The 13,946-nt window shown below is 61.7% G+C and carries 15 protein-coding genes and 3 pseudogenes; 14 read left to right on the forward strand and 4 right to left on the reverse strand.

Features of this window, described 5'->3' with window-relative positions:
- Position 1 precedes the first annotated feature (1 nt).
- The 4 genes from BVER_RS33255 to BVER_RS02810 are packed head-to-tail and all read right to left on the reverse strand — an operon-like array spanning position 2 to position 4,187.
- Positions 2–616, reverse strand: a complete 615-nt coding sequence (locus tag BVER_RS33255; RefSeq protein ID WP_232316348.1) for an ABC transporter permease — start codon at positions 614–616, stop codon at positions 2–4.
- Positions 613–1,953: an LLM class flavin-dependent oxidoreductase gene (locus tag BVER_RS02800; RefSeq protein ID WP_198155132.1), complete on the reverse strand. Its 1,341-nt coding sequence runs from the start codon at positions 1,951–1,953 to the stop codon at positions 613–615. The genes BVER_RS33255 and BVER_RS02800 overlap by 4 nt, the downstream gene beginning before the upstream one ends.
- A 33-nt stretch (positions 1,954–1,986) precedes the next feature.
- Entirely contained in the window at positions 1,987–3,021 is a 1,035-nt protein-coding gene (locus tag BVER_RS02805; RefSeq protein ID WP_232316349.1) for an extracellular solute-binding protein, read from the reverse strand.
- A 56-nt stretch (positions 3,022–3,077) separates the two neighbouring features.
- Positions 3,078–4,187 carry an ABC transporter ATP-binding protein gene (locus tag BVER_RS02810; RefSeq protein ID WP_157055904.1) on the reverse strand — a complete coding sequence of 370 codons (1,110 nt, stop codon included), beginning with the start codon at positions 4,185–4,187 and terminating at the stop codon, positions 3,078–3,080.
- A 302-nt stretch (positions 4,188–4,489) separates the two neighbouring features.
- Between BVER_RS02810 and BVER_RS02815 the strand changes: the two are divergent.
- From BVER_RS02815 to BVER_RS02855, 14 genes and pseudogenes are all read left to right on the forward strand, one after another.
- Positions 4,490–5,086: pseudogene (locus BVER_RS02815) on the forward strand (nitroreductase family protein).
- 171 nt (positions 5,087–5,257) lie between these two features.
- Complete coding sequence (locus BVER_RS02820; RefSeq protein ID WP_198155133.1) at positions 5,258–6,184, forward strand: ABC transporter ATP-binding protein; 927 nt, start codon at positions 5,258–5,260, stop codon at positions 6,182–6,184.
- Between the two features lie 20 nt (positions 6,185–6,204).
- Positions 6,205–6,360 carry a TOBE domain-containing protein gene (locus BVER_RS32255; protein WP_198155134.1) on the forward strand — a complete coding sequence of 52 codons (156 nt, stop codon included), beginning with the start codon at positions 6,205–6,207 and terminating at the stop codon, positions 6,358–6,360.
- Positions 6,357–6,602: a hypothetical protein gene (locus BVER_RS32260; RefSeq protein ID WP_198155135.1), complete on the forward strand. Its 246-nt coding sequence runs from the start codon at positions 6,357–6,359 to the stop codon at positions 6,600–6,602. Before BVER_RS32255 ends, BVER_RS32260 begins: the two co-directional genes overlap by 4 nt.
- On the forward strand, positions 6,551–7,096 hold the full coding sequence (locus BVER_RS32265) for an ABC transporter permease (RefSeq protein ID WP_198155136.1): 546 nt from the start codon (positions 6,551–6,553) through the stop codon (positions 7,094–7,096). The genes BVER_RS32260 and BVER_RS32265 overlap by 52 nt, the downstream gene beginning before the upstream one ends.
- Before the next feature lie 30 nt (positions 7,097–7,126).
- Positions 7,127–8,116: an ABC transporter permease gene (locus BVER_RS32270; RefSeq protein WP_198155137.1), complete on the forward strand. Its 990-nt coding sequence runs from the start codon at positions 7,127–7,129 to the stop codon at positions 8,114–8,116.
- Between the two features lie 43 nt (positions 8,117–8,159).
- Positions 8,160–8,996 carry an extracellular solute-binding protein gene (locus BVER_RS02830; RefSeq protein WP_198155138.1) on the forward strand — a complete coding sequence of 279 codons (837 nt, stop codon included), beginning with the start codon at positions 8,160–8,162 and terminating at the stop codon, positions 8,994–8,996.
- The gene (locus tag BVER_RS32275) at positions 8,993–9,244 is read left to right on the forward strand and encodes a hypothetical protein (RefSeq protein WP_198155139.1); all 252 of its coding nucleotides are present in this window, start codon (positions 8,993–8,995) and stop codon (positions 9,242–9,244) included. Before BVER_RS02830 ends, BVER_RS32275 begins: the two co-directional genes overlap by 4 nt.
- Before the next feature lie 67 nt (positions 9,245–9,311).
- A pseudogene (locus tag BVER_RS02835) lies at positions 9,312–9,872 on the forward strand (class II aldolase/adducin family protein).
- A gap of 76 nt (positions 9,873–9,948) precedes the next feature.
- Complete coding sequence (locus BVER_RS02840; protein WP_050451997.1) at positions 9,949–10,716, forward strand: class II aldolase/adducin family protein; 768 nt, start codon at positions 9,949–9,951, stop codon at positions 10,714–10,716.
- A gap of 36 nt (positions 10,717–10,752) precedes the next feature.
- Positions 10,753–11,253, forward strand: coding sequence for a PfkB family carbohydrate kinase (locus tag BVER_RS35075; protein WP_198155140.1), 501 nt, complete (start codon positions 10,753–10,755; stop codon positions 11,251–11,253).
- Positions 11,145–11,702, forward strand: a complete 558-nt coding sequence (locus BVER_RS35080) for a carbohydrate kinase family protein (RefSeq protein WP_198155142.1) — start codon at positions 11,145–11,147, stop codon at positions 11,700–11,702. The genes BVER_RS35075 and BVER_RS35080 overlap by 109 nt, the downstream gene beginning before the upstream one ends.
- A 29-nt stretch (positions 11,703–11,731) precedes the next feature.
- Positions 11,732–12,403: an SDR family NAD(P)-dependent oxidoreductase gene (locus tag BVER_RS02850; protein ID WP_050452014.1), complete on the forward strand. Its 672-nt coding sequence runs from the start codon at positions 11,732–11,734 to the stop codon at positions 12,401–12,403.
- A gap of 216 nt (positions 12,404–12,619) precedes the next feature.
- Positions 12,620–13,921: pseudogene (locus tag BVER_RS02855) on the forward strand (gallate dioxygenase).
- Positions 13,922–13,946: the final 25 nt, after the last annotated feature.

The raw sequence follows: 13,946 nt of genomic DNA on the forward strand, positions 1-13,946 counted from the left end.
GTCAGAACACTTGCGCGCGATCGCCGCTGAGCGTGGCCGCCGCCAGCGATACGCGTTTGTCGATCTGATTCATCACCGGCAACATGGTGACCACCGCGAGCGGCAACAACGTATGCGCCATTGCGAAGATCACCGACGGACGATTGAACAGCAACTGATCGCCGCCCGCGATGCCGAGCATCTTCAGCGCATCCGCGACGATGCCGTTGCGCCCGAGCAGCACGAGCCACGCGAAGTTCTTTACCAGCGTGCTGGTCCAGAACGCGAGCAGCACCAGCAAGGACACGCCTTGCTGCGTGCGCCTGGACAAACCCGAGAGCCAGTAGGCGAGCGGATAGCCGAGCGCGAGACACCATGCCGTCGTTTGCAGCGCGATGGAAAACGTCGTCAGCAACACGCGCTGATACACGCTCGGCCCGAAAAAGCGCGCGAACGCGGACATCGAAAACGCATCGGTACCGTTTTGCACCACCGACAGCGACAACAACTTCAGCGATGGAAACACCAGGAACGCGAGCAGAAACAGCGCGCCCGGCGCCGCCAGCCAGAGCGGACCCAAAGCAATGCGTTTGCGCGGCGCTGCGGCAGCGCCCTGACTGGCGGGTGTGGCGTTCATCGATCGTTCCGTGCGTGGCGATTGACGGGGCGCGACAGCCCCAGATTGTCGCGCAGCGTGCTGCCGCTATATTCCTTGCGATAGCTGCCGCGACGTTGCAATTCCGGCACGACATGCGCGACGAAATCCTGCATGTCGTTTGGCAGCACATGGAAGGCCAGCATGAAGCCATCGGCGGCGCGCGTGTCGATCCACTCTTCCATATGATCGGCGATGATCTCCGGCGTGCCGCACAGCGTGACCTTGCCGCGCTCGTAGCTTGTATAGAGCTGACGCAGCGTGAGATTCTGCTCGCGGATCATCGTGACGATCTGGTTGAAGTAGGCCTGATGGAAGTTGGCCTTCTGCGGAATCAGATGTTCGGGGATCGGTTCGTCGAGCGGCAGGTTCGAAACATCGAGTTCGAGGTCCGCGCCCAGACGCATGCGCCCCACATCGGGATGAATCAGGCTTTGCAGTTCGGCGTATTTGTCTTCCGCTTCCGCGACGCTCCTGCCGACCATCACGGAGAGACCGGTGAGAATCTTCATCTCGTCGGGCGAGCGGCCGAACGCGGGCATCCGGCCCTTGAGATCGGCATAGAAGCGTTGCGACTTTTCGAGCGTCGGATCGGACGAAAACACCACTTCCGCCGTTTCCGCCGCGAACGACTTGCCGTCTTCCGGCGAACCCGCCTGAATCACCACGGGCCGTCCCTGCGGCATGCGCTTGATATTGAGCGCACCGTACACCGTGAAGTACTTGCCCTGATGATCCGTCACATGCATCTTCGACGGCTCGAAGACCTTGCTCTGTTCCTTGTCGTCGACGAAAGTATCGTCTTCCCAGGTGTCCCACAGCTTCGACACCACATCGAAGAACTCGCGTGCCCGCGCATAACGCTGATCGTGCGGCGGCAGTTTGTCGAGGCCGAAGTTGCGCGCGGCGAAATCGTTCGCAGACGTCACCACGTTCCAGCCCGCGCGGCCATGCGAAATATGATCGAGCGAGGCGAACAGACGCGCGATGTTGTACGGCTCGTAGAAACTGGTCGATGCCGTCGCGCCGAGTCCGATGTCCTGCGTCGCGCCGGCCAGCGCGGACAGCAGCGTGATCGGCTCGAAGCAGTTCATGAAGTGCGGATAGCGCGAATACGCATCGAGCTTTTCGGTGCGCGCGGCGGGCGAATCGGCGATGAAGAACAGATCCATCAGGCCCGATTCCGCGAGTTGCGCGAGACCGCGAAAATACTCGATATCCGTCGATGCACCCTTGGGCGCGGTGGACTTGAGCCACGAAGCCGGATGCGAGCCGGTCGCGTGCACCAGCACGCCCAGCGCCATGTGTCGATCAGCCATGTTGCCGCGTCTCCTGTCGATGAGTCGTAGGTGTTACGCGTTGAGCAGCCATTCCTGGAACTTCTCGTTCGCGGAATCGAAGTTCTTGCCCCACCACGCGTTGTCGCGGCGTTGCAGGCGTTCGAGATTCTTCGGATACGTCGGCAGCAGTTCGGCGCGCTTCGGATCGATCAGCTTGTAGGTGTCGTTGTTGCTCGGGCCGTTGGCGATCAGGCTCGAGTACTGCGCCTGCTTGAGCTTGGTCGTGCCGGCCGGAATCGACCAGCCGTCGACGTTATAGGTGCCTTCCCAGACGATCTTCACCGGCGCGCCCGCCGTGATCGCGGCGAGTGCGCGCGCGTTCCACGTATCGGACAGATCGACTTCGCCGCTTTGCAGAAGCTGCGTGTTCTGCGCGCCGTTGGCCCACCACACGTTGATGTTCTTGCGAATCTTGTCGAGCGACTTGAGCGCGCGATCGACGTCGATCGGATACAGGTCCTTCGGCGCGACGCCATCGGCGAGCAGCGCGTTTTCGAGCAGACCGATTGGCGAACGATACAGACCGCGACGGCCCGGAAACTTCGCCGTGTCCCAGTAATCGCGCCAGCCGGTCGGCGTTGCCTTCGCGAAGTGATCGCTGCGATACGCCATCACCACGCCGTAGATCGAGAAGCCGAACCAGTTGTTGGTCAGCATGCCGGGCAGGATGCCCTTCGCATCGCTCGATGCGATGTCGAGCGGCGCGAGATAGTTTTTTTTTTTCGTGTCGCTCAGGCGCAGCACGTTGTCGGGCGTCACCATCGCGACGTCCCAGATATGCGAGCCGGAATCGACGGAGAGCTTGAATTGCGTGGTCGGATCGGATTCGTGCGCGACGTTGACGATGCGAATGCCCGTCTCTTTCTCGAACGGATCGTAGAACGCGGTGCGCATCACCGGGCCGAGCGCGCCGCCGTTATCGGCGACCGTCAGCGTGTCGGCGGCGTTGGCGCGTTGCGTCCAGATCATCGGAAAACCGAGCGCGAGGCCGGCGGCGCCCGTGGTCTTGATGAACTGCCTGCGGCTTTGCATGTTGCTTGAACTCACGCTCGTTTCTCCGGGGTGTGGTGTAGATGAATGTTTTCTGAATGTTCTAAATGTTCTTAGTGATCGAGCAGCAGCGCGTGTTCGGGCTGCCAGCGCAGCGACACGACATCGCCGATATCACGCACGGTCGTGCCGGCCATCTGTCGCACGGTGAGCAGCGCGCCGCTCGGCAATTCGACGATCAGACGCGTTTCCGAGCCGCCATAAATGCGCTCGATGACGCGGCCGCGCACGAAGCCGTTCACGCCGTCGTCGATACGAATGTGTTCGGGCCGCACGATCAGCATCGCTTCGGCCGATGTCGCGGCGGCGCTCGTCGCGGCATCGCGCGAAAGGGGAATCGCGCCGTCGGGCGTGACGAGCATGCTGTCGCGATCGGCTCGGCCGCGCAGCTTGTTCGACACGTCGATAAAGTCCGCCACGAAGGCGCTGCGCGGCGTTTCATAAATGGCCTGCGGCGTGCCGATCTGCTCGATGCGCCCGGCGTTCATGAGGCACACGCGATCGGACAGCGCCAGCGCTTCTTCCTGATCGTGCGTGACGAAGATGATGGTTGCGCCCGTTTCGCGATGGATGCGCTTGATCTCCATCTGCATGTTCTCGCGCAACTTGCGATCGAGCGCGGACAGCGATCCGTCCATCAGGATCAGCGACGGCTGATACACGAGCGCGCGCGCCAGTGCGACGCGCTGCTGCTGGCCGCCGGAGAGTTCGCGCGGAAAGCGTTCGCCGAAGGTCGCGAGGCGCACCATTTCGAGCGCGTGCATCACGCGGCGCTTCACTTCCTGCGCGCCGACACGACGCATCTGCAGCGGAAAGGCGATGTTCTCGAACACCGTCAGATGCCCGAACAATGCGTAGTTCTGAAACACCACGCCGATATCGCGCTCGTGCACCAGGGCATGCGTACGGTCTTTCGCGTCGATGAAGAGCTTGCCCGCGGTCGGCTCGACGAGGCCGCAAACGATCTGCAACAGCGTGGTCTTGCCCGAACCCGATGGCCCGAGCAGCGTCAGCAGTTCGCCGGTGCGCACGGAAAGGTCCATCGGATGCAGCGCGACGGTCTCGCCGTAATGCTTCGACAGGCCTTCGGTGCGCATCTTGACGGTTGACGATGGCGCAGACGCGCTCGGCATGACTTCGGCGACACGAGCCAGCTTATCCATGATCGAAAAATTCCGGAGCAGAGTGAATGCATGCGCGCAAAGCGCATCGAGGAGTCGATGTGAAAGACTTAACCGACCGCGAGACAAATCTAACAAGTCAAATTAAATTAAATTAAAGGTAAAAATATTGTTTTCCCATGCATTGAATAGGGATGCGCTATGCGCTTTGCATTGAGAACATCTTTGCCGTCGCATGCGAAAGCGGCGCGTGTCGCGTAAATCTGGAAGAATGGCGGCTCGTCTTTTTTCATTGCCGCGCTTCGAGCGAAGCGCTATCGACCTTCGAGACCTAAGAGATATTCATGAGCAATCGTCCCGCACCGACCGACATCGACATCCATCCGCTTATCGCCGGACGCTGGAGCCCGCGCGCGTATGCCGCCGACAAGCCTGTCGCGCACGAGGACGTCGTCGCGTTGCTGGAAGCCGCGCGCTGGGCGCCGTCGGCCTACAACGTGCAGCCGTGGCGTTTCGTCGTGTTCGAAAAGAGTGCAGACCCGGCCGCATTCGAGCGCGCATTCGCCACCTTGGTGCCTTTCAACCAATCGTGGAATGCAAATGCATAGGTGTTGTTTGCAGTCATCGCGGATACGCTGACCTCGAAGGGCACCGCCAACCCGACCGCCGCCTACGATGCAGGCGCGGCCGCGATGGCGCTGCTGCTGCAAGCGCACGCGCGCGATCTCGCCGCGCATTCGATGAGCGGCTTCGACGCCAACGCCTTCCGCGAAGCCTTCGCGATTCCCGAACGCTTTACGCCGATCGCGATGATCTCGGTCGCGCATCACGGCGGCGCGAAGGGCCTGCCGGAAGCGCTGGCCGAGGGCGAGAACGCGCCGCGCGCGCGTCTGCCGATGACGGACATCGCGCATTTCGGCGCGTGGACGCAAGCCAGCTAAGGCGGGGTATCAAGCCCGGCGTTCTACTTTGCAGAACGCTAGGGCTTTCGCTGCATTCTCCGTATCGTTCGAAGACCGACCTCGCGTCGTCGCTACCGCTGTCCACCTGCCGGACGCGGTCAAGAACAATACGGAGACAGCATGCTTCAAGCGATCCAGAGGCGCATCTCAGTGAAAAATCAGGTTGCGCAAGGCGCGGCGCAACTGATCGGAAGCCGCATCGACGTGCGCACCGTGACGCGCCAGTTCGGCCGGGTCACGGTGCTCGACAAGCTGAGCCTGTCGATCGAACCCGGCGAATTTCTGACCCTGCTCGGGCCTAGCGGCAGCGGCAAAACCACTTTGCTCGGCATGATCGCCGGGTATCAGACCGTGGATGGCGGCGATATTCTCGTCGACGGTGCACCGGTTCAGGGCGTGCCCGCGCACAAGCGCGGCTTCGGCATGGTGTTTCAGAACTACGCGCTATTTCCGCATATGACGGTGGCGCAGAACGTCGCGTTTCCGCTGCGAATGGCGGGCCTCGACCGCGCGAGCTCGGATGCGCGCGTGAGCGAAGTATTGAACACGCTTAGGCTCGGCGAGCATGCGTCGAAGCTGCCCGCTCAATTGAGCGGCGGCCAGCAGCAGCGCGTGGCCATCGGGCGCGCCATCGTCACGCGGCCGCGCGTCGTGCTGATGGACGAACCGCTCAGCGCGCTCGATCGCCGTCTGCGCGAATCGACGCTGGTTGAGATTCGCGAACTGCATCGCACGCTCGGGATGACGGTGATCTTCGTCACGCACGATCAGAGCGAGGCGCTCGCCTTGTCGGATCGCATCGCCGTGCTGGATGCGGGGCGTATCGTGCAACTCGGCACGCCGTCGGAGTTGTATCGGCGGCCGGCGAGCCGCTTTGTCGCGAGCTTCGTCGGCGAATCGAATCTGCTCGATGTGAACGTGGTCGAAACGCGCGGTGCCAGTGCGACGGTGCAGATCGACGGCGGTTATCGCTTCGACGTGGCGCTGGCGGGGCGCAAGGCGAGCGGCGGTCCGGCTGTCGTGCTGGTGCGGCCGGAACGCATCGCCATCGTGCCCGACACACGTCGGGCGCACTGAAGGCGACCGTCGCCGATGCCGTGTTTCTCGGCGAAATCCTGCGTATCGATCTGAGTCTGCCGAACGGCGCGTCGTTACAGATGCGTCGCATGGACTGCGCGCATCTGCCGGTTCCGGCAGTCGGCAGCGACGTGTTCGTCCGCTGGGCGGAAAGCGACTGCTGGGTGATCGAATGAGCGCCACCTTGCCGTCGATGCAAACGGCCGCGAAGCCCGCGCGCCGTCGCGATCTGCGGTGGCTGCTCGTGCCCGCCGTGCTGTTTCTCGGGCTGCTTTACGTGCTGTCCTTGCTCGATCTGTTTCGTATCAGTTTCAACTGGCACACGCTCTGGGCCAACTATGCGCGCGTGTTCTCGGTGAGTCTCTATTGGGATTCGCTGGTGCGCGCACGCTCGGCATCGCGATGTGGGTCGTCGTGATCTGCGCGGTGTTCGGCTATCCGACCGCGCTGCTGATCTATCGCAGCAAGGGCATGGCGCGCACGATGCTGACCGGCGCGATCATCCTGCCGTATTTCGTCGCCATCCTGATCCGCACTTACGCGCTGATGGTGATGCTCGGCCGCAATGGTCCGATCAACAAGCTGCTGATGGGAATGGGCGTGATCGATACGCCGCTCGATCTGCTGTTCAATCGCGGCGCGGTGTTGCTCGGCATTTCGGCTGTGCTGATGCCGCTCATGGTGCTCACCATTTACAGCGGCTTTTCGCGCATCGATCCGGCCGTGTTGCGCGCGGGGCGCTCGGCGGGCGCGGGGCCGGCGGTGGTCTTCTGGCGCGTGTTCTTTCCGCTTTCGCTGCCGGCGGTGGGCGCTGGCGGATTGCTCGTATTCGTCGCGACGCTCGGTTTTTTTATCACGCCGACGCTGCTCGTCAGAACCGGCGATCAGATGTTCGCCATGCATATTACATAGTAGTCCAAATTTATCGAGAGTCAGGGATTTTTGCAGGCGCTGGCGGTGGTGTTGCTGGTGATCGCATCGGTCGTCGTCGGACTGGCGATGCGCTTTCTCGGCCTCGAATTCATCTGGGGCGGACAGAAGCTGACAACGAACGATAACGATACGACGCAGGGTTTGAGCAGCGGCCTCAAGGCCACGCTCGCCGATGCCATCGGCTGGCGCATGCTGCGCGTGCTGGGCAAAGTGCCCGGCAGCGTATCGGGCCTGACGGTGACGATGCTCGGCGGTTTCGTCGTGCTCGCGCTCACCTTGCCGATCGTCGTCGTGATCGTCATTTCGTTCAGCCGCGCGAGCTTTCTCACCTTCCCACCGCCGGGCTTTTCGCTGCGCTGGTATGTGCGCTTCTTTTCCAATTCCGACTGGATGACGGCGTTCGGCACCTCGGTGCTGGTCGCGGTGTTGTCGTCGGCGATGTCGGTGCTGATCGGCGCATCGGCGACGATGGCGATCGTACGTTCCGACTTCAAGGGCAAGTCGCTCGTGATGACCGCGCTCGTCAGCCCGATGATCGTGCCGCCGGTCGTGCTCGGCTTGTCGCTGTATGCGTACATGCTGCATCTGCATCTCGTCGGCACCGTGTGGGGCGTGGCGATGGCGCATTCGGTCGCGGGCTTGCCGCTGGTCGTGGTGATCGTGTCGTCGGCGCTGCAATCGGTGGATCAGCGGCAGGAGCTCGCGGCATCGGTGCATGGCGCATCGCCCTGGCGCGTGTTCCTGCATGTGACGCTGCCCGCGATGGCGCCGGGTCTGTCCGCCGCCGCGTTCTTCGCCTTCCTGCAATCGTTCGACGAACTGGTGTTGTCGCTGTTCCTCGCCGGTTCGTCGATCACCCTGTTGCCGCTGTGTTTGTGGGCCGATATCAACTATCAGCTCAATCCGGTGCTTGCAGTGGTCTCGACGATCGAAGTGGTGCTCGTGATCGTCGGCATATCTTTCGCGCGCAAGACGCTGGCGGGGCGCGCGCAGTCCTGATTCGTTTCGCCGAACAACCAGAACTCACAAAGATGGAGACACGATGAAAAAAGCAGTAAAACGCGCCACGCTGACGCTCGCCGTGCTGCTCGCCGGCGTGAATATCGCGGCTCACGCCCAGAGCGACGAAGTGGTGATGCAGGACCCCGGCGGCGCATACGGCGACGCGTTGCGACGCATCATCTACGACCCGTTCACCAAGGCGACGGGCGTCAAGGTCAAGACCATCGAGGAAGCGCACAGCGGTCCGCGCATCAAGCCGCAAGTGACGGCGGGCAAGAGCCAGTGGGACATGGTGTTCATCTTCGATCAGGAAGTGAATCAGCTCGGCGACTGCTGTCTGACCGATATCGACGTCAGCAAGCTTTCGCTGGCCGCGCAAAAGACCATCGCCACCTTGCCGAAGGACGCGGTGAAGAAGAAGGGCATCGCGCTGCAGGATATCGGCATCGTGCTCGCATGGAGCGACGATCGCTATACGAAAGCCAAGCCGCAAAACTGGGCCGACTTCTGGGACGTGAAGAAATTTCCCGGCAAGCGTTGCATGCCGGCGTTTTCGCGCTTCGTATACGAGGCCGCGCTGCTTGCCGATGGCGTGCCCAAGGACAAGCTCTATCCGATCGACGCCGATCGCGCGTTGAAGAAAATCGCCGAGATCAAGCCTTATGTGGCGAAGTGGTGGACCACGGCCGCGCAAGCGCCGCAACTGATGCTCGACGGCGAAGCGGACATGTGCATGACATATAGCGGCCGCATCAACGATCTGATGTTGAAGGAGCCGGACGCGCATTTGAACATGACGTGGAATCAGGGCATCTATTACTACGATTTCATTTCTTCGCCATTCCGAAGAACTCGCCGAATCCCGAGAACGCGTTGAAGCTGCTTTCATGGCGGCTCGATCCGGCCAATGCCGCGAAGCTCGCGGAGTTCTATGCGGTGCCTGTTCCATCGCCGCTCGTATGGGACGCGGGCAACGAGAAGGTGCGCAAGAACTGGCCGAACAATCCGACCAATGTGAAGGTGGCCTTCGCGCTCAATACGAATTACTGGGGCGAGAAAGCGCAGAACGGCATGACCAACGAGGAATATCTCCAGCAGCGTCTCAACCAGTTGCTGGCCAAGTAAAGGTTCTCCCATGAGCGACGACGCAGACCTTTCGATTCGCAAGAGCATCGTCGAGGCGTTGCAGAGCATGGCGCGCCTCGGTATCAACAAGGGCACGGCGGGCAATATCAGCGTGCGCGGCGAGGGCGGTTTCTATATATCGCCGACAGGCCTCGCCTACGACGGCATGACGCCCGACAAGATCGTCTTCATGCAGTGGGACGGTTCGTACGCAGGCGATGTGTTGCCGTCGAGCGAATAGCGTTTTCATCGCGACATTCTCAGCGAGCGTACGGAACTGATCGCGGTCGTGCACACGCATTCGACCAACGCAACGGCAGTGAGCATTCTCGGGCATGCTATCCCTGCGATCCATTACGTCGTCGCGGCGGCTGGCGGCAACAGTATCCCATGCGCGAAATACGAGACCTTCGGCACGGCGGAACTCGGCCAATCGATTCTCACCGCGATGAAAGGACGGCGCGCGTGTCTGCTTGCGCATCACGGCACGATTGCGGCGGGCGCGACGTTGGCCAAGGCGATGTCGCTCTCCGTCACGGTGGAAGAGCTGGCGACGCTGTACTCGCGTGCCTGCCGTTCGGCCCGCCGCCGACTCTTTCCAACGATGAAATGGAACGCGTGCTCGTGAAGTTCAGGACTTACGGACAGCAACCGGCCAGTCAAACTCAAGGACAAGCGCAACGACAAGCGACACAACTCACGCATTGGAAATTCCGAGCCTCAAGGGAAAGGTCAGCGACGAAGAATGGCAAGTGCGTTGCGATCTTGCCGCATGCTATCGGCTCGTCGCGATGTACGGATGGACCGATTTCATCTTCACGCATCTGACCGCGCGATTGCCGGGCCGCGACCATCTGTTCCTGATCAACCCGTATGGCCTGATGTTCGACGAGATCACCGCGTCTTCGCTGGTGAAGATCGATCTCGACGGCAACAAGCGCGACGACTCGCCGTTTCCGGTGAATCGCGCGGACTTCATCATTCATAGCGCGATTCATTCCGCGCGCGAGGATGCGCAATGCGTGATGCATACGCATACGCATACGCGCGCGGGCACGGCGGTGAGCGCGCAGGACGAGGGCTTGTTGCCGCTGTCGCAACATGCGTCGCTGGTGCTCGGCTCGATCGGCTATCACGATTACGAAGGCATCGCCACGCGGCCCGATGAAGTGCCGCGCCTTCAGGCAAGCCTCGGCAACAACAGCTTTCTGATGCTGCGCAATCACGGCTTGCTGACGGTCGGCGCGACGATTGCCGAAGCATTTCGCAACATGTACTACTTCGAGATGTCGTGCCAGATTCAGATCGCGGCGCAAGCGGGTGGCGGCAAGCTGAGACAGGTGGATCGGGAGACCATCGATCTCAACGCGAATGCCGCGACGGTCGGTGGCGGTCGTCAGGCGCTGATCGATATGGCGTGGTCGGCGTTGCGTCGCAAGCTCGATCGCACCAACGCGGATTACGCGACCTGAGTCATTACGACCCTAACGATAACAACTCATTTCATCATGACTCACACTCACGACGTCAGCGTCTGCGGCACGTACATCCTCGATATTCTCGGCGTGCCCGTCACGGAGATTCCGCCGGGCGGCAGCCGCGTGTTTCTCGACGAAATCCGTCTGACGGTGGCGGGCACGGCGGGGGGCACCGTCGTGCCGTGCGCGCGGCTCGGACTCAAGGCACTGGCCGTGGGCGCGGTCGGCACCGACGAGAAAGCCGACTGGATCATCAATACTCTGGATAACGAAGGAATTGATTCATCGCTGATGGAGCGTATCGAAGGCGCGCCGACATCGGCCACGATCCTGCCGATTCGTCCCGATGGCTCGCGTCCCGTGCTGCATGCGCGCGCTGGCGCATTTCGCCCGACGTGCAAGCGGCCGCGTGCAAAAGCAAGGTGCTGCATCTCGGCGGCGTCGGCTCGCTGCTCGCAATGGACGGCGAACCGAGCATCGCGCTGTTGCGCGATGCGAAGGCCGCCGGCTGCATCACGACAGTCGATCTGATTCAGGCGCGCGCGGAGACCTTGCGTCTGGTCGAACCCTTGATGCCTTACGTCGATTTCTTCATGCCGAGCATCGACGAAACGCATGCGCTGATGGGCTCGGCCGATCCCGAAACCTGCGCGCGTTACTTTATCGAAAAGGGCGCTGGCGCATGCGCGATATCGCTCGGCGCGGAAGACTCGTTCGTGATGACGCGAGACGGCCTGACCTTCGCGCTGCCCGCGCACGACGTGCAGGTGCGCGACACGTCCGGCTGCGGCGACGCCTACACGGGCGGCTTTATCGCGAGCCTCGTGCGCGACTGGGACTTGCGCGAATGCGCGAAGCTCGCTACGGCAACAGCCGCGATCGTCGCCACGGGACTGGGCTCGGGCACCAACCTCGTCTCCTTCGACGACACCGTGCGCGCGATGAACAGCTTGCCGACGCGGGCATCCGCCTACGCGTGAACGACATCATAAAAACGGAGACGAAGGACATGCCGACACACGACAAGACCGGTCAGGTCGCATTGGTGACAGGCGCGAGCCGGGGCATCGGGCAGGCGCTTGCAATCGGATTCGCCGATGCGGGCTACGATGTGATCGTGACCGATCTGCCGCAAACGGAAGGCGATCTGCGCAAGACCGCCGACATGATCGCGATGCGCGGACGCAAGGCGCATCTGCTGACGCTCGATGTCAGCGATCGCGAACAGATCGATTCGACCGTGCGCCGCGCGATTGCGGACGCGGGTCGCATCGACGTGCTGGTGAACAATGCAGGCGTGCTCAAGCCATCGCTGCTGCAAGATCTCGACGACAAGACCTGGGACACGCATTTCGATGTCAACGTGAAGGGCGTTTCGACGCAAGGGCACTATGCGACGACCAAGGCGGCGGTCGTCACGCTGACGCGCGTGCTCGCGCAGGAAGTGGGGATGGATGGCATTACCGTGAACGCGATCTGTCCGGGGATCATCCTCACGGAGATGGGCCGCAATAATCTGGGCAGCGACGAGGCCGTGCGGCATTGGGAGAATACGACCGCGCTGAAGCGGCTCGGCTATCCCGAAGATATCGTCGGGCCGGTGCTGTTTTTCGCGTCTGAACAATCGGCGTTCGTGACGGGGCAAGCGCTGAATGTTTGCGGCGGAATCCAGTTTCATTGAGGCCGTTTGCGTCTTCCTTCCGATGCCATCAGTTTTGTTTATCGCGTGGCGACGCCGGAAAATTCCCGAGCATCGCTTAAAGCCTGCCACGGTGAAGCTTCCGCGAGCGGCGAAGGTATCGATTCGCCGTCGAATCATGGTTAACGCCTAGTCCCATTTCCGTGCCGTTTTTCGGTATCTTCCGTGTTGCCCGAACACCGGAAGGAGTACCGCAGCATGGCACGCATCGTCGGCGGCATCGCCGCATCCCACACGCCCACCATCGGCTTCGCGTTCGACAAGAACAAGCGCGACGATCCGGTCTGGGCGCCGATCTTCGAAAACTTCGCGCCGCTTGCCACATGGCTCGACGAGAAGCGTCCCGATGTCGTCGTGACCATCTACAACGATCACGTCACGTCGTTCTTCTTCGATCATTACTCGGCGTTCGCGCTCGGCGTCGGCCCTGAATGGCGTGTCGCGGACGAAGGCGGCGGCGCGCGTGATCTGCCGCCGATCAAGGGCGATCCGAAGTTCGCGGCGCATATCGGCCAGTCGCTGATGACCGACGAGTTCGACATGTCGTTCTTCCAGAACAAGCCGCTCGATCACGGCTGCTTCTCGCCCCTGTCGATGCTGTGTCCGCACAAGCCCGAATGGCCGATCAAGCTCGTGCCGCTGCAAATGGGCGTGCTTCAATTGCCGATTCCGTTCGCGCGCCGTTTCTACAAACTCGGTCAGGCGCTGCGCCGCGCAATCGAGAGCTATCCGGAAGATACCAAGGTGGCGATTCTCGCGACGGGCGGGCTGTCGCATCAGGTGCATGGCGAACGTTCGGGCTTCAATAACACGGCGTGGGACCAGCGCTTTCTCGATCTGTTCGAACGCGATCCCGAGCAACTCGCGGACATGACCATTGCCGAATTCGCGGAACTCGGCGGCTATGAAGGCGCGGAAGTGATCATGTGGCTGACGATGCGCGGCGCGTTGTCGTCGAATGTCGTGTGCAAGCATCGCAGCTATTACCTGCCGTCGATGGCGGGCATCGCGACCGCAATCTACGAATGTTAGGATGACGAAACAAAACCGGCGATCATCGAACGACATCGTCGGAAGATGGCGGTGCAGTTGACCGATGTCGAGAAACTCGAAGGCACGTATCCGTTCTCGATCGAAACGGCGGTGCGCGCGTATCGCATCAACGATTATCTGCATCGCATGGTGGAGCCCGCGCATCGCGAGGCGTTTCAGCGCGACGAGGAAGCGAGTTTCGAGGCGGCGGCCTTGAGCGAACAGGAGCGCGATCTCATTCGACGTCGCGACTGGCGCGGCCTGCTGCATTACGGCGTGATCTTTTTCATGCTGGAAAAGCTCGGCGCGGTGACGGGCATTTCCAATCTGCATATCTACGCCGCGATGCGCGGGCAATCGCTGGAAGAGTTTCAGAAGACGCGTAATGCGCCCGGCGCGCTGTATTCAGTGGCGGGCAAGGGCGGCGGCAAGCTCGACTGGGACAAGACAGAGAAAAGCAAGAGCTAAAGCCAAAAGACAGGGAGAGAGACGA

It is taken from the genome of Candidatus Burkholderia verschuerenii (genome assembly GCF_001189365.1).
Taxonomy (GTDB): domain Bacteria; phylum Pseudomonadota; class Gammaproteobacteria; order Burkholderiales; family Burkholderiaceae; genus Caballeronia; species Caballeronia verschuerenii.

Coding starts and splice junctions, on each gene's coding strand:
- BVER_RS32260 (WP_198155135.1), top strand. CDS start 6,357: ATGAGCGCCACCTTGCCGTCGATGCAAACGGCCGCGAAGCCCGCGCGC.
- BVER_RS35075 (WP_198155140.1), top strand. CDS start 10,753: ATGACTCACACTCACGACGTCAGCGTCTGCGGCACGTACATCCTCGAT.
- BVER_RS02850 (WP_050452014.1), top strand. CDS start 11,732: ATGCCGACACACGACAAGACCGGTCAGGTCGCATTGGTGACAGGCGCG.
- BVER_RS02810 (WP_157055904.1), bottom strand. CDS start 4,187: ATGGATAAGCTGGCTCGTGTCGCCGAAGTCATGCCGAGCGCGTCTGCG.
- BVER_RS33255 (WP_232316348.1), bottom strand. CDS start 616: ATGAACGCCACACCCGCCAGTCAGGGCGCTGCCGCAGCGCCGCGCAAA.
- BVER_RS02800 (WP_198155132.1), bottom strand. CDS start 1,953: ATGGCTGATCGACACATGGCGCTGGGCGTGCTGGTGCACGCGACCGGC.
- BVER_RS02830 (WP_198155138.1), top strand. CDS start 8,160: ATGAAAAAAGCAGTAAAACGCGCCACGCTGACGCTCGCCGTGCTGCTC.